The 15,858-nt window shown below is 56.8% G+C and carries 12 protein-coding genes; 8 read left to right on the top strand and 4 right to left on the bottom strand.

All coding sequences use genetic code 11. The annotated features are described in order from the left end of the window. Nucleotides 1-20: 20 nt before the first annotated feature. From GA0061105_RS12615 to GA0061105_RS12600, 4 genes are all read right to left on the bottom strand, one after another. Nucleotides 21-809, bottom strand: coding sequence for a sugar phosphate isomerase/epimerase family protein (locus GA0061105_RS12615; protein WP_245304309.1), 789 nt, complete (start codon nucleotides 807-809; stop codon nucleotides 21-23). 36 nt (nucleotides 810-845) lie between these two features. Continuing rightward, nucleotides 846-2,051 carry an MFS transporter gene (locus GA0061105_RS12610; protein ID WP_092750419.1) on the bottom strand — a complete coding sequence of 402 codons (1,206 nt, stop codon included), beginning with the start codon at nucleotides 2,049-2,051 and terminating at the stop codon, nucleotides 846-848. Between the two features lie 149 nt (nucleotides 2,052-2,200). Beyond that, nucleotides 2,201-3,187 carry an aminotransferase class IV gene (locus GA0061105_RS12605; RefSeq protein WP_245304307.1) on the bottom strand — a complete coding sequence of 329 codons (987 nt, stop codon included), beginning with the start codon at nucleotides 3,185-3,187 and terminating at the stop codon, nucleotides 2,201-2,203. Next, entirely contained in the window at nucleotides 3,184-4,536 is a 1,353-nt protein-coding gene (locus tag GA0061105_RS12600) for a glucoamylase family protein (protein WP_092750417.1), read from the bottom strand. The genes GA0061105_RS12605 and GA0061105_RS12600 overlap by 4 nt, the downstream gene beginning before the upstream one ends. Nucleotides 4,537-5,190: 654 nt before the next feature. Here GA0061105_RS12600 and GA0061105_RS12595 point away from each other — a divergent pair. From GA0061105_RS12595 to GA0061105_RS12560, 8 genes are all read left to right on the top strand, one after another. After that, nucleotides 5,191-6,993 (top strand): thiamine pyrophosphate-binding protein, encoded by a 1,803-nt coding sequence (locus GA0061105_RS12595; RefSeq protein WP_064692904.1) that lies wholly within the window; start codon nucleotides 5,191-5,193, stop codon nucleotides 6,991-6,993. A 102-nt stretch (nucleotides 6,994-7,095) separates the two neighbouring features. Beyond that, nucleotides 7,096-8,412: a histidinol dehydrogenase gene (gene hisD / locus GA0061105_RS12590; RefSeq protein ID WP_092750896.1), complete on the top strand. Its 1,317-nt coding sequence runs from the start codon at nucleotides 7,096-7,098 to the stop codon at nucleotides 8,410-8,412. A gap of 67 nt (nucleotides 8,413-8,479) precedes the next feature. After that, complete coding sequence (locus GA0061105_RS12585; protein ID WP_092750415.1) at nucleotides 8,480-9,730, top strand: ABC transporter substrate-binding protein; 1,251 nt, start codon at nucleotides 8,480-8,482, stop codon at nucleotides 9,728-9,730. Between the two features lie 68 nt (nucleotides 9,731-9,798). Then, nucleotides 9,799-10,695 carry a carbohydrate ABC transporter permease gene (locus GA0061105_RS12580; protein WP_092750413.1) on the top strand — a complete coding sequence of 299 codons (897 nt, stop codon included), beginning with the start codon at nucleotides 9,799-9,801 and terminating at the stop codon, nucleotides 10,693-10,695. After that, complete coding sequence (locus GA0061105_RS12575; RefSeq protein ID WP_092750411.1) at nucleotides 10,685-11,563, top strand: carbohydrate ABC transporter permease; 879 nt, start codon at nucleotides 10,685-10,687, stop codon at nucleotides 11,561-11,563. Before GA0061105_RS12580 ends, GA0061105_RS12575 begins: the two co-directional genes overlap by 11 nt. Nucleotides 11,564-11,567: 4 nt before the next feature. Continuing rightward, nucleotides 11,568-12,668 (top strand): ABC transporter ATP-binding protein, encoded by a 1,101-nt coding sequence (locus tag GA0061105_RS12570; protein ID WP_064692908.1) that lies wholly within the window; start codon nucleotides 11,568-11,570, stop codon nucleotides 12,666-12,668. A gap of 14 nt (nucleotides 12,669-12,682) precedes the next feature. Further along, on the top strand, nucleotides 12,683-14,179 hold the full coding sequence (locus GA0061105_RS12565; protein ID WP_092750410.1) for an FAD-dependent oxidoreductase: 1,497 nt from the start codon (nucleotides 12,683-12,685) through the stop codon (nucleotides 14,177-14,179). Then, nucleotides 14,179-15,828, top strand: coding sequence for a GMC family oxidoreductase (locus GA0061105_RS12560; protein ID WP_167358546.1), 1,650 nt, complete (start codon nucleotides 14,179-14,181; stop codon nucleotides 15,826-15,828). Before GA0061105_RS12565 ends, GA0061105_RS12560 begins: the two co-directional genes overlap by 1 nt. The last annotated feature ends 30 nt before the right edge of the window (nucleotides 15,829-15,858 follow it).

Here is a 15,858-nt window from a genome sequence, read left to right as displayed (position 1 = left end):
CAGAATGGGCGTATAGCCACTTAAGCGTTGAATCGCCTGAGGTAGCTCAAGCTTCGTTTGGCAAATTCCAGTGGCTGTCGCGGATTGTCGTGCTCAACAACAAGCAACCGGGCCCCGCATTCGGTGGCGGTCTTCCACAGCGACGGCCAAATGATGGTACCACCACCAACATCAGACCAACCGTCTTCGTCCTCGTGGGTTCCAACGGGAGCTTCGTCCTTAATGTGGGCAGATACGAGAATGCCCCGATATCTCTTCAACCAATCTGCTGGGTTGATTCCAGCGCGGTTCATCCAAGCAATGTCTGCCTGCCACTTCAAAGGGCTTCCTCCGGCGGCGGCAATCAAGACTTCGAAGCCAAAGCGCCCGTCTGCAAGGGGCAAAAAGTCCTGACGCATATTGTGGTAGCCGAGCGTGATCCCGGCGCGGTCCAACCTCTCGGCCAAACGGGCCAGTTCCAATCCCATGAAACGCCAGCCGCCGGCCTTATCCTTTGACGCGTTGAATGCAACGCCGGGAACAAAGAGCTGCTTTATCCCGCAATATTCACATACTTCGATGAGTCGCGTGAAATCATCGCGCAGTGCCGAATGGCTGATATGCGCGGACGGCGCCGCTATCTGATGATCGTCGAGTAAAGTCTTCAGAACAGTAGGCTCGGCCAAATGCTCTTGCAAAAGTTCGACCGCCTTGAACCCCGCACTCGCCGCACCAGCCACTTGGTCTTGAAGAGAACCCAGTGATCTCACCGAATACAGCTGCAGCGCTATAACGTTCCTCATCATCTTCTCAACATTCTCGCGGCACATTCGACTATGACACTCTTCGACGACTCCTGAGCAGGGCTAAACGAGCTTCATTGATCTAGCCATGCATGCCAGTCCTACAACAGCGACGGTCGAAAAGACTGCCGGCAGGAAAAACACATAGGGAAGACCGAGTAAGGTGATACCCAACCCACCCGCGGCTCCGCCAAGTGCGCTGCTGAGCGCCGTGGAACTCATAAATATGGCTGACGCAGTTGCCACCGCTTCCGGGAGCAGTCGTTGGGCGGCGATTATTCCCAAGGCTGCAAATACGCCCCACACGCCGCCCATGAGGACCTGCCCCGCGAACATGCCCATGGCGCTGCTCCACGTCGCAAAGCAGATGTTGGCAAGAACCCCGAGTGCTGCGGCAACACACATCAGCCAAAACACACCGGTTTTTCGAGCGAGGAGGGCGCTGAATGGCATAATCAGCAGCTCGACGAGAGGCTGAATTCCAATCACGGCCCCGCGCGTAGCAGCGTCAAGACGAAGGCTCTCGTCCATGTACAACAGAAGGAAGCCGTATTTGATTGACTCTCCCGCGTAGACGAGGACGAACAGACCAGTAAAAGCAAGGAGGGGCAGCATCTTGCTTAAATTCGGCTGGCGCCGCTGTTTTTCTGCCAATCCTGGCGCTTCGAGCGGCCGCGGTGTGGCGAGCGTGCCTAGAGGTGCAATTTGGAGGAGAAAGCAGAGGGAGGTAAACCATAGCATCTCGCGAATTCCAAACTGCGCCGTTATCCACGTTCCCACTACCGGGCCGATAACCCAGCCCGCTGTCAGGGCCATACGCACAATGGAAACAATGTCGTCACTCGCCAATATTGTTCTGGACTGAATGTCGTCATGAATCGCGGCGAAAAGTTGCGAGGCGGCTGCTCCCGAAAATGCCAGCACAAACGTATTTACGACAAAGGGCATCCAGCTGCTGGTCGAAAGCGCGATCCCGGCCCAACCGATGAAGCCCATGAGAGCACATAAGCGAAACAGGTCGAGGCGGTCGCCAGTTCGATCGGAGAAGCTGCCGATCGCATAACCGGCTAACGGCGCCGCCAGGTTCGTCAAGTAAAACAGGCCGGCAGCCGCCATCGGCGTATCAAGTTCCTTCACGAGGAACAACACAATTTGCGGAGCTGCGGCAGACGTCCCGAGGCCTGATAGGAACATCGCGATTGCTGCGCCCAAATAAAGCGGCGACGAAGCAACCTGTCTCAGCGTGGATGGTTTTTCGAGAGCTTCCAATTGCTGTATTTCCGGTGGGCCAAGACGCTTTAAAGTGGGCTAGAACGCACTGAGAGAATTCAAATCTCCGAGACGCTGACGGAATAACTGACGCCTAACCGCCATGGCAGCTTCAACGACTCCGACCTCCGTCAAAATGTGACATATCTTCAATGTGACTTACGCACGGAGGATGCTTTGTGGGTGTAGACGACAGGTTCGCCATACCAGCCATTGCTGCGTTTATGCCAGTACGAGTGGTGGATGCGACGGGTTTGCTCGCCGACGCCGCCGGAGCCGACCGTGGTTCCGTTCACCGAAGACACCGGAATGATCCCGCCTGCCGTCGTCGTCAGGAAGATCTCTGAGGCCTTCAGAAACCGCTCGAAGGAAATGTTCTCCTCGACGACAGCGACATTCAGCTCACTGCAGAGCTCCATGACTGTCCTCCTTGTCATCCCGTCCAGCATGCCGGAGGAGGGAGTCCTCAGCGAGCCGTCAATGACCGCAAAGACATTGAAACCGGGTCCTTCAGTGATGTTGCCGTTGAGATCACTCAGAACCACCGTGTCGGCGCCGTTCTCATAAGCTTCCAACAAGCCCATCTCGAAATCGAGCCAGTGGTAGTGTTTCACCAATGGATCGACAGACTGGGCCGGGACTCTGACGCGTCGACTTATATGAAGCGCCATGCCAGTTTCCTGTTTTTTGGGGTCAGCGACCCACATATACGGCATGCAGAACGCTTGGAAGCGGTTAGAGCAGAGGCGCAGGTCTCGACTACCGATTGGCGGACGTCCCCGCGTCATGATGATTTGGACATAGGCGTCCCGAAAACCACATGCCGCCACGAGTTCGTGGGCCACTCTGAGGACGTCGGCCCTTTCGACAGGAGCTGTATCCATCCGCAGGCGCTGGATAGACCTGTGAAACCGGTCAAGGTGATCACTCAACCGGAAAAAGCTGCCGTCCCACACCGAAATGGTCTCCTGGCATGCGTCCGAGCGCAGGAAGCCCCAGTCCAACAGGGGCACCTTCGCCTCCTCGATCGGTACAATTGTCCCGTCGACATACGCGGAGCCCTTCTCGAACGCGGGATCTATGCCGCGATCCGGCATACCTGTCCTATAGGCAGGCCAAACCAGCTTATTGCTCACGATCGTCTTCCTCCCACCGACTGCGGCGCCGGGCTTCGTTGCCGTTTCGCGATTCTTAAGCGCGCCAGTCCGACCCTTACTTCCGGCGCTTTCATGAATAAGCGCCATAGTAATCCCGTGCGATAGTTCTCGATCATCGCAACGATCGGTCCCTGGTTGATCGCAAGGTGGCAACCGGAAACCCAATTTTCAGCCGGGGCAAACGCGTCAGCAAAACCGAACGTTCCCCACAAACGCCCGTTTCCATAAGAAAGAAACGCGCGTGCCGCCGCTTCAGCTTGCGCGGGCAGGAATGGAAAGCTTGATAACGCGGCGGTCGGTGCAAGGACGCCGACATCATTCATTGGGCAGCTCACGAGGTAACCCCTGGGGCCGTCTGATGCTGTCAGTCCCCACCCATATACTCCGTATCCAATGTGTCCCTTTGGATTCCGACGACAATGCTCATAGTTGATGCGGGAATGAGCCACGGCCTGCTCCCAATAATCGATATGTTCATCGAACAAGCCGCGAGGATCCAAGCCGCAGAACGAGTACTGAGATAGAAATAGCGGGCCGCCGTATGGCGAGCCAGCGGGAAGGGTGTATCCGTAATAACTTCCGCCGTTGCGATAGGCGCCCGCGTTTTTCCATCCAAGATGGAAGACTTGTGGATCGATACAATGGAACTGCGAGCCTGCAGCCAGGACATAGGCAACAAGCCCTTCGTTCCACCCTGTGATAGGCACGTTGAGGGACCACTCGTACTGCGGGCTCCAATGCCAGAACAGCGATGGCCGGGCTCCCGGACGGACGAAGCCGCTCCATTGAATTGCTGTGACAATCTGATGTATTCGCTGCCGGATGCTCGCTTCGGCCTGCGCTTCCCCGTCGAAATATTCCCGCGCGCACAGAAGCCCCTGGACGAGTAGCGATGTCTCGATCAGGTCTGCCCCGTCGTCCATTGGCACCAGCGGGACGGTCTTGAGATCGCTCGCGGTCACGAAATGGGGAAACGCTCCCCGATGCCTAGGTATCTGGTCCAGTGCGTCAAGTATCGCCGAGACGCGCGCAACAACGTGCTCTCTCGCCACCCAGCCGCGGTCGGCCAGCACGATTATAGACATCAGCCCGAAGCCAACGCCTCCAAGAGAAACCAGATCCGATATTATCTGACCTTTGGTTCCCCGCCTGTCATAGGGGAGCCCGGTGGTCGTATCGGCACCATCCCAGAAATACGTGGCGTGCTGTCGTTGTATCGTGTCGAGAAGGCTTGAAAGCGATGGGTGCTGGGGCTTAGGCGGTTGAGCGGTGGACCTGGTCTGGTCCGCCCCATCATATGTCTCCAGGAAAGAAATCACATCCGCCATTTCAGTTCGCGTCGTTGAAACATTAGCGCTCTGCAGCGAGTCTCTGCTGCGCGGGGTTTACAGGGATAATCGTTTTTGAGGACATGCATCGACGAAGACGCCAGCGGTCAGAAGAATCGCATCCGCAGCGCTATTTTTGCACTTCGCAATACGCACTTTTCAGCGTCTACATGGCGCAGAATCCGCGTCACATTGCGGCTTGGCTATTTCAAACATCGGCGGCTAGCCAAAGGGCTTTCGGCAGCATATGACAACTCCGCGGGCAATCATCTGTGATCGACGCCCAACCGCCAGCTGCCGCACCCATGCGCAAACTGACGCCGTTCAAGCGCCATAGTGGATCAAGACCCCGCGGGCAGGCTTCCGAATAACTGTCTTTGGCCAGATATGCGGCATGGACCACTGGTTTCTTCGCACGTCCCCTAGCCAGATGCTACAGGCCTACTCCCTCTAAGAGGCCGGGGTTTTCACTTACGAAACGACGGGCAGAAGCAGGTTACAGCTGTTGCCGCTTCACAGTGCATCAGCGATTCGATGCCTGCGAAGTTGCGAAATTGTCGGGCGAGGGCGCACACTCATTCAACTGTTGGAGGACAGTGGCGGCAATGCCGACGGCCTTCAACCTGTCTTAAGCAAGGAACGAGGGTTGAACAAATGAAGCTCACTGGTGGCCAAGTCGTTGCGAAGGCCTTGAAAGAATATGGCGTAGAGTACGTGGCCGGCGTGCCCGGCCATGGGATCTGGGCGCTGTTCGACGCGTTCCTGGAAACAGGATCCGAGATTCCGTTCATCCAGGTCATGCACGAGCAGAGCGCTGTCCATATGGCCGACGGATACTATCGCGCTTCTGGAAAGCCGATGGCCTGCTCGACCTCCGTTGGACCGGGCGCCGCAAACACCATCATCGGTCTTGCTACCGCCCTTTGCGACTCCACTTCGCTCTTCTACGTTTCCGGCTCCCCCCAGACTTACATGCACGGACATGGAACGATGCAGGAGCTGGAGCGCCATCAAGACAACGCATTTCCGCGCGTGACCGAGCAAGTCACGAAACGTGCATGGCAAGCCAATTCGGTGCAGGTCCTCCCAAGCATCATGCACCGTGCCTTCAACGCGATGATGACGGGGCGCCCTGGACCAGTCCACGTTGAAGTTCCGATGGATGTCCAGGTTGAAGCTGCGGATGTCACCATCCACCCGCTCGAAAAGCGCCTTCCCATCGGTATTGCCTATCCGGACCCGAAAGCAATCGAAGCTGCGGTTAAGGTTCTTATGACCGCTGAGCGGCCAGTTATCGTGGCCGGTGGCGGCGCGATCACCGCGAACGCATCTGCGGAGCTTACTCGCCTAGCTGAGAAGCTGGGTGCGGCGGTCTCGATCACCTGGAACGGCAAGGGCGCGATTTCAGAGGATCATGAACTCTTCATCGGCGCGGTTGGACAGACCGGAACAACGTGCGGCAACAAGATTACTGCTTCAGCAGACGTCGTTGTCTCAGTCGGCTGCCGCTTCACCGATTGGTCTGCATCTTCGTATGCAAAGGGCGTGTCTTTCTCCATTCCGTCTGCGAAACTGATCCATATTGATCTGGATCCGCGCGAGATCGGCAAAAACTACGAAACGGAAGTCGGCATCGTTGCCGACGCGAAGGTTACGCTCGAAGCGATCCTGTCGCTTATCTCAGACAGTGACTCTCAAAAGCTGCTGTCGCGTCGCGAAAAGTTCCTGTCGGACGTTCAGAAAGCGAAAGCCGATTGGCGTGCTCAGGTCGAGCCCCGTGAAAACAGCCGCGAAACGCCGTTTACCTCGCAGCGTCCACTCATGGCGCTTCGCAAGGTTCTCGATCGTGACGGTATCGTCGTTGTCGGTTCCGGCAATACACAAGGTTCAGTGAAGCAAAGCTTCCCCGTATATCAGCCGCGAACCCATCTGACATCCGGTTCTTATTCGCCGATGGGTTGGGCAGTGCCGGCGGCTCTCGGCGCCAAGCTCGCCTGCCCCGACAAGCAGGTGGTGGCGATCGTTGGCGACGGCGATTTCATGATGTCGTTGCCAGAAATGGGTACGGCCGCGATGAACGGCATCAACGTGGTGTTCCTCGTTCTCAACAATCAGGGTTACATGTCGATCCGCGGCGGGCAGCGCAAGTTCATGGGGCGGCATGTTGCTTCGGAATTCAACCATCACGCCGGCAACGGCCACCCTTATTCTGCTGACATTGCTGCGTCGGCTCGTGCGTTTGGCCTTGAAGCCTGGCGCGTCGAAAGGGACGAGGATCTGGAATCCAGCCTCAAGGCAGCTCTTGAATGCGGTGGCCCGGCGCTTGTCGAAGTGATTGTTTCGCGTGACGCGGCCGGCCCGTTCGCAACCGGCTGGTGGGACTTCCCGTCGCCAGCTTACTACGAAAAGGAGCAGGCGGCTTATGCGGAAATGCGTGCCCGCGAGCAGCATCTCTAGGCTGTACTGATCCTCGGGGCGCCGGGCAGGCGCCCCAAGACCCTAAGTTTTTAATAATCGCGACTGCGGAGCGTGCTGCTTCCGCGAACGAAGAGCTATGTCATGATCAGACACATCAAAACAGCCAAGGCATCCAACGCAGGCGGCAGCGACGCCGCGGTCACCAAGGCAGTCGAAACGCTTCTCGCGAAGGTGGAGTCGGGCGGCGATAAGGCTGTTCGGGAACTTTCGGTAAAGTTCGACAGGTTTGATCGGGAGTCCTATCGTCTCTCGAAAGAGGAAATCTCAAACGCGGTAAACTCGCTGACGAGACAAGAGCGAGAGGATCTGGACTTTGCCCAGGACCAAATTCGCCGTTTTGCTCAGGCTCAAAAAGATGCCCTGCAGGATCTCGAGATCGAGACAATCCCAGGCGTGGTCCTCGGCCACCGAAACGTACCGGTGCAGAACGTAGGCTGCTATGTCCCGGGCGGAAAATATCCTCTTCTCGCGTCTGCCCATATGACTGTTCTGACAGCACGGGTAGCGGGATGCGATCGGGTGATAACCTGCGCGCCACCGTTCAATGGCCAGATTTCGAACAAGATCGTAGCCGCGCAGGCGCTCGCTGGAGCAGACGAGATCTACAGCATAGGCGGTGTGCAGGCGATTGCCGCGATGGCCTACGGGACTGAGAGCATCCAACCCGTCGACATGCTCGCCGGTCCGGGTAACGCATATGTCGCCGAGGCAAAGCGTTTGCTCTTCGGAAGAGTGGGCATCGATCTATTCGCCGGACCGACGGAAACGCTAGTCATCGCTGATGACAGCGTCGATGGCGAGATCGTCGCAACCGACCTTCTCGGCCAGGCCGAACATGGTGCAAACTCGCCGGCTGTTCTGATTACGAATTCGGAAAAGCTCGCTCTAGACACGCTTCGCGAGATCGAACGGCTTCTCAAGATCCTTCCCACTTCGGCTATCGCAAGTCAGGCATGGTCCGACCACGGCGAGATCATCCTGTGCGACACACTGGAGGAAATGGTTGCGGAAGCTGACCGCGTCGCCTCGGAACACGTCCAGGTCATGACCCGAGACCCCAACTATTTCCTAGACAACATGACGAACTATGGCGCCCTGTTCTTAGGCGCCCGCACGAACGTCGCTTTCGGCGACAAGGTGATCGGCACCAACCACACGCTCCCAACAAATCGGGCCGCTCGGTACACCGGCGGCTTGTGGGTCGGAAAGTTTCTGAAGACCTGCACCTACCAGCGCATCGAGACCGATGAAGCATCAGCATTGATCGGCGGGTACACCTCACGGCTTTGCATCATGGAAGGCTTCGCCGGTCACGCGGAACAAGCAAACATTCGCGTCCGTCGATATGGCGGACGGAATATCCCTTATGCCGAGGGGGCGTCGCCCGCCAAAGCATAACTCCTTGGCGGCTTCATCGTCGATCGCTGGGCCGCCGCATCATCTCTAACCAAAAAGGGGAACTACCATGAAACTCAAAACTCTGCTCGCAGCGTCAATAGCACTTCTCCCGATAGCAGCTGTTGCTCAGGAAAAGACGAAAATCGAAGGCATCCATCATTGGGTGTCCGAGAGCGAAGTGAACGCGCTCAAGGTAATCACCAATAAGCTCGCAACCAAGGGCTACGTCTGGCAGGACAGCGCAGTCGGGGGCCTGTCTGGCGGCAATGCGCTGCAGGCCCTACGGACGCGCCTGGCGGCGGGCAACCCCCCCGCAACAATGCAGTTTCTCGGCTTTGAAGGCTTGGACTGGGCAAAAGAAGGTGTCCTCCGCTCCCTGAACGATGAGTACGAGAAAAACGGCTGGGAGAAGACACTCGCTCCGCAGCTGCTGGCTTTCGTCAAGAGCGACGATGAGTTCATCTCCGTGCCGATCAACATGCACCGGCAGAACTGGGTCTGGGCCAACAAGGCCGTATTCGACAAAGTTGGCCTTGCGGAGCCGAAGAGCTGGGATGAGTTGATCGCCTATGGCGACAAGCTAAAGGCTGCAGGTGTGGTTCCACTCGCAATGGGCGATGAGCCATGGCAAATCCTCGAGGTGTTCGAAGCGATCGTTGTCGACGTGAACGGCCCCGATTTCTACAAAAAGGCGATCATGGACCTCGATGAAGAGGCCCTCGGCAGCGACAAAATGGTCGACGCTTTCGAAAAGCTTCGCAAGGTGCGTGGCCTCGTCGACGACGGCTTCACTGGCCGCGACTGGGCTGTTGCAACGGGCATGGTTGCAAGTGGGAAAGCTGCGATGCAGGTCATGGGCGACTGGGCGAAGGGCGAATTTCTCGCGAAAGGTATGAAGCCCGGTACTGACTTCCTGTGCTTCCCGACCCCGTCGGCCACGCCGAACTACAAGTTCGTCATCGATGCATTCGGGATGTTCAAGATCGATAATGAAGCCGTTGCCGCCGGTCAGGACGCGTGGGCAGAATCGATCATGGACCCGGAAGTCCAGAAGGATTTCAACAAGATTAAGGGATCCATTCCGGCTCGCTCCGACGTTTCGGTTGCCGATTTTGATGCGTGTGCCCAGCGCAGCTTCACCGATCGAGAAGCGGCTATCGCCAGCAATGCGATGCTCGGGGGCCTCACGGAAGGTTTCGCCACTCAGCCGCAGTTTTCCGGCGTGTTCAGTGACGTGGTCGGCAAGTTCTTCGTGACAGACATGTCGGCAAAGGATGCCGTCAAGGCCCTTGTAGACGGCATTGACAACGCCCGCTGACCGATCGTCAGGGCGCCGGCCATTACGCGGGCGCCCTGAACCGAACACTTCAACGCCGGATTACTGTGATGCACAGGACACCTTCGCTAAAAGATAAACTGACGCGATGGCTACCTCGGATCGTTCTATCGCCGAGCCTAGTCGTCGTCTTCGTCGGGGTTTATCTCTTCATCGCCTGGACGGCTGGGATTTCCCTATCGTCTTCGAAAATGGTTCCAAAGTTCGACTTTGTTGGCTTGGAACAATACGTGCGCCTCTGGGCCACACCCCGGTGGGAGACAGCTGTCGCAAATCTGTTCATCTTCACCGTCCTGTTCCTTGCAATCACAATTGCCCTTGGTCTGTTCATTGCGATCCTGCTTGATCAACAGGTGAGGGCAGAGGGCTTTCTTCGGGCTGTCTATCTTTACCCAATGGCGCTGTCGTTCATCGTAACGGGCACGGCATGGAAGTGGATCCTCAATCCCGAGCTGGGCGTCCAGAAGGTCGTCAACGAACTCGGTTGGACAGGCTTCGTCTTCGATTGGATCACGCGCCCAGAATACGCAATCTATTGCGTCGTGATCGCAGCGGTGTGGCAGTCAACGGGGTTTGCCATGGCGATCTTCCTCGCCGGTCTCCGCGGCATCGACACGTCGATTATCAAGGCTGCTCAGATCGAGGGCGCAACGCTGCCGCGCATCTACATGAGCATCATCGTCCCCATGCTGCGACCGGCGTTTCTCAGCGTCATTGTCTTGCTCAGCTATATATCGATCAAGAGCTTCGACCTTGTCCTGGCATTGACAGGCGGCGGCCCGGGCAGCGCGACCGAAATGCCGTCGACGTTCATGTTCTCCGCCACCTTCAAGCGGAACCAGATGGGCATTGGGGCGGCCAGCGCGATGATGATGTTGATGACCGTCGCGGCAATCATCGTGCCTTACCTGTATTCGGAGCTGAAGGAGAACCGCAATGCACACTGAAGCCAGGTCAGCGCGACCTTCCTTGCAGCTTGGTCGGATATTTATCTACGGTTCGCTCATCGCACTTGCCGCTTTTTATCTGATGCCGCTGTGGGTGATGATCGTTACTTCCTTGAAGTCTCTGGATGAGATCTACTCCGGCTCATTCATTGGGCTTCCGAAGGTAATCTCCTTCGAAGCCTGGCAGAAAGCCTGGGGTGAGGCGTGCATCGGCACCGCGTGCGGCGGTCTCAAGCCATACTTCGTCAACTCTCTCCTGATGGTCGTCCCTGCCGTTATTCTTTCGACCATGATCGGCGCAATCAACGGCTACATTCTGACGAAATGGCGATTTCCGGGCTCAAATTTCGTGTTCGGAATGTTGTTGTTTGGCTGCTTCTTGCCATTTCAGGCGGTGATCCTTCCAATGGCTCAGTTGCTCGGAGCACTGAGACTTTCCGGCACGATCCCGGGGCTGGTCCTTGTTCATACGGTGTACGGGATCAGCTTCACCACCCTATTTTTCCGGAACTACTTCATTACGATTCCGGACGAACTGACGCGAGCAGCTCAGATCGACGGTGCCGGATTCTTTCGGATCTTCTTCTCGATCATGCTGCCAGCTGCTCTTCCGATCATCGTGGTCTCGTGCATCTGGCAGTTCACGCAGATCTGGAACGACTTCCTCTTTGGCGTGTCGTTCACTGCGGGTGAATCATCCCCGATCACCGTAGCACTCAACAACATCGTCAACGTGACGATGGGTAGAAAACAATACAACGTCGATATGGCTGCAGCAATGATTGCCGCGATTCCAACCCTTGTCGTCTATGTCATCGCCGGGCGCTACTTCGTCCGCGGATTGACTGCCGGTGCCGTGAAAGGCTGATACAATGTCTACTCTTGAAATCGATCGCGTCCGCAAAGCGTATGGTGAGCTCGAAGTGCTGAAGGAGGTCTCGATCTCCATTGGCGCCGGCGATTTCCTCGTGCTGCTAGGACCATCTGGCTGTGGAAAATCGACACTCCTCAATATGATCGCTGGCCTCGAAACGATCACCGGAGGCCAGATTCGCATCGCCAACAACGTGGTCAATGATCTGTCGCCAAAGGATCGCGACATTGCGATGGTGTTTCAGTCCTACGCGCTTTACCCGACCATGACCGTGCGTGAAAACATCGAATTCGGCATGAAGATCCGCAAAGTCTCCCCTGCTGATCGCGACAAAGCCGTGCGATCAGCAGCCGAACTGCTCCAGATCAGCCACCTGCTGGATCGAAAGCCATCACAGCTTTCCGGGGGACAGCGTCAGCGCGTCGCAATGGGACGTGCCATTGTCCGCCAGCCAAAGCTCTTTCTGTTCGATGAGCCCCTCTCGAACCTCGATGCAAAGCTTCGCGTTGACATGCGTACGGAGATCAAGCGCCTCCATCAGCGCTTGGGAACGACGATTGTTTACGTCACGCACGATCAGATCGAGGCAATGACACTCGCGACCCGCGTTGCCGTCATGAAGGACGGGATCGTCCAGCACCTGGATGAACCTCAAAAGGTTTATGATCGGCCGGCCAACGTCTATGTCGCAAAATTCGTCGGCTCTCCATCCATGAACATTGTACCTGCAAGACTTGAAGCCGACGGTTCCGATGTGAGCGCGGTCGTGCAGATCCCGAACCGGGCACCCGCTCGCATCTCGGGCATTCAGCTCTCCGCATCCGCGCTGAAGAAATATTCAACCAAGGACGTGCTTATCGGTATCCGACCCGAAAACTTCAGCCCCGCATCGACTGCAGGCGCGAATTGCCTTGCGGTCGATATCGACGTCGTCGAGCCCACCGGGCCGGACGCGCTTGTCGTTTTCCAGCTTGCGGGCGTGGAGGTCACAGCACGACTCCCCCCCAACAGCGCCAAGTCGAGAGCTGAAGCTTGTTTGTCTGTCGACGGCTCGAAAATCGTGCTGTTCGATGCACAAACTGAAGCGCGGATCGATTGAGGATTTACGCAGCCATGCAACACAATGCAGACATTGTGATCATTGGTTCCGGAGTTGGCGGCAGCTCCCTGGCCTACAGCCTGGCCGAATCGGGGCGACGGATCGTAATCCTGGAGCGCGGCGACTACCTCAAAGACAGTGCCGAAGCTCGGGACGACGTTGCGATTTTCCAAAAGGGGTTCTACCGGCCGGCCGAGGAGTGGCTCGGGACAGACGGTGAGAGCTTTCTGGCCAACAACTACTACTATGTCGGCGGAAACTCGAAATTCTTTGGGGCGGTCATGTACCGTTACCGGAAGGAAGATTTTCTACCCCGTCCCCACCTCGACGGGAACTCACCGGGCTGGCCTATGGCATATGAGGACCTTGAGCCATGGTACGAGCGCGCTGAAGAGGTGTTTCGCGTGCGTGGTGCCATTGGGCAGGATCCAACGGAACCTCCCCATGGCCGACCCTATCCCTATCCGGCCGTTCCGGATGAGCCGTCCATCGCATTGGTCCGAGCGCGTCTTAAAAATGCGGGTATCCATCCCGCCAGCCTTCCTCTTGCCATCGATCTCGAGGCGTGGCTCGGGCGTGCAAAAACCGGCTGGGACGCCTTTCCAAATACAGGGTCGGGCAAGATAGACGCGGAAGTCGGACCTTTAAGTCGAGCCCTTCGACATCCGAACGTGAGCGTCATCACCGGCGCAAGCGTATCGCGCCTGGAGACCGATGAAACAGGCAAGCGCATTATATCAGCGACGTTCACCAAGGACGGAACGGTACAAACGATTTCGGCGGAGATTTTCGCTGTGGCTGCCGGCGCCGTTCAGACAGCCGCCTTGCTTCTTCGATCCGCGAACGCGGCTCACCCTCGCGGCTTGGCAAACAGTTCGGACCAATTGGGCCGAAATTTCATGAACCACAACACGTCCGCGATGCTCGTACTGGACTACAAGCGAAACGCTTCAGTCTATCAGAAGACTTTGGCGTTCAACGATTTCTACAATGAGAACAACGAATTCAGAGCGCCGCTAGGAAACGTGCAGCTGCTTGGTCACGTCACCGGCAATATCCTTAAAGCGAATTTTCCCGTACCGGCTCCATCCTGGCTCATCAATATCATCGCGAGACATGCATATGGGTGGTTCCTTACAAGCGAAGATCTTCCCAATCCGGAAAGCCGGGTCATGGTCAAAGACGATCGGATCGTCGTCAACTGGGTGCGCTCAAACGTGCGCGCGCATCAGGCACTGATCAAGAAGACGAAGCAGGTGATGCGCAAGGCCGGCTTCCCAGTAGTTCTGACCCATACGTTCGGAAGGAAGACGACGTCCCATCAGTGCGGAACTGCCAGGCTTGGAAGCGATCCGAAAACCTCGGTTGTCGACCTGAACTGCCGCAGCCATGATGTTTCGAACTTGTACATCACTGACGCCTCGGTATTGCCGACCTCGGCAGCCGTCAACCCGGCACTCACCATTGCTGCCCTAGCAATCAAAGCCGGCGCCTCGATGAGGAAGCGCTGATGCTCATGAATTGCCTCGGATCTGCCCGTTACGGCGTGAAGCCGGCCTCAGGCAAGGGAAGCCGCTATGACTATATCGTTGTCGGGGGCGGTTCGACCGGCTGCGTGATTGCATCGCGCCTTTCTGAGGACGAATCCATCAAAGTGGCGCTTCTCGAAGAGGGGCCGCCTGATGCCAGTCCATACATACACATACCTGGAGCTTACTACAAAACAGCGCAAGGTAGCTTGCTCAAGCGGTTAAACTGGGAAGCCGGTCCTGAGTTGGCTCGAAACGAAAAACAGACAATGGTTCAGGCTCGCGTGTTGGGCGGCGGCAGCTCTGTGAACGCGATGATCTATATTCGCGGCATACCGTTTGACTACGAGCGATGGGTTCAGCTCGGCGCTGAGGGGTGGGGATATGATGAGGTTCTGCCCTATTTTCTTCGCGCTGAAGACAACAATCGATTTTGCAACGAGGTCCACGCAGTTGGCGGGCCGTTAGGTGTCTCTGACATCGAATACATTCACCCGCTAACCCGAGGCTGGCTTCAAGCTTGTCAACAGGCAGGGATGCCCTACAACGCGGATTTCAATTCTGGAAATCAAGCCGGTTGCGGCCTCTATCAAATCACTGCAAAGGGCGGCCGACGAAGCAGCGCGGCTGTTGCCTATCTTAAGCCTGCGCGAGGGCGACCAAATCTGCAGGTTGTTACGCGAACGCTCGTTAGCCGTATCATCATCGAAAACGGCAAAGCCGTCGGCGTTGAGTATATTCGAAACGGCGAGAAGCATGTTCTTCGGGCCGAGAGAGAGATTATCATTTCGGCCGGGGCTATCGGCACCCCGAAGTTGTTGATGCTATCCGGAATTGGTCCCGCAAAAGAACTGGACCGTCACGGCATCGCGATACAGGCGGACCTTCCTGGCGTTGGCAAAAACCTTCAGGACCACGTCGAAATCTCGCTGATTTACCAACTGAATGGGCCCCACAGTTACGACAAATACAAGAAACTGCATTGGAAAGCCGCAGCGGGTCTCAACTATGCCCTGTTCAGGGGAGGGCCTGCCTCTTCAAACCTCATCGAGGGAGGGGCCTTTTGGTGGGGAAACAGGGACGAACAAGTTCCGGACATCCAGTATTTCATGGTCGTGGGTGCCGGTATCGAGGAAGGAGTCGATGCTGTGCCGGGTGGCAATGGATGCACCATCAACCTCGGGCAAATTCGGCCAAAGTCACGCGGCGAGGTTACGTTGACCAGCTCGGATTTCACCGCTGATCCGCGTGTCTCTCCCAACTATTTTTCAGATCCTTATGACTTGGATGCGATTACGGAAGGCACGATGAAGGCGATGGACATCATGTCCAAACCTGCAATCGCGAGGTACATTCACGCGAGACACGTGCCTGACCAGAACGTCCTGACGCGGGATGAGGTGCGGGCGTTCTGCCAGCGTAATGCACATGCAGCCCTCCACCCGTCGGGTACCTGCCGGATGGGCAAGGATGAAATGGCCGTTGTCGATCCAAAGCTTCGCGTTAAGGGAATCGAAAGACTTCGGGTTGCTGATGCTTCAGTCATGCCTACTTTGATTTCAGGCAACCCAAACGCCGTATGCATCATGATCGGCGAGCGAGCCGCGGATTTCCTGCTTGCTCGCGCGTAGCGCATTGGCAGAAAAACCGACCGGCTCCCG

The organism is Rhizobium aethiopicum (assembly GCF_900094625.1).
In the GTDB taxonomy this organism is placed as follows: Bacteria; Pseudomonadota; Alphaproteobacteria; order Rhizobiales; family Rhizobiaceae; genus Rhizobium; species Rhizobium aethiopicum.
The sequence above is the reverse complement of the archived record's forward strand: the minus strand, read 5'-3'. Positions and strand labels throughout refer to the sequence as shown.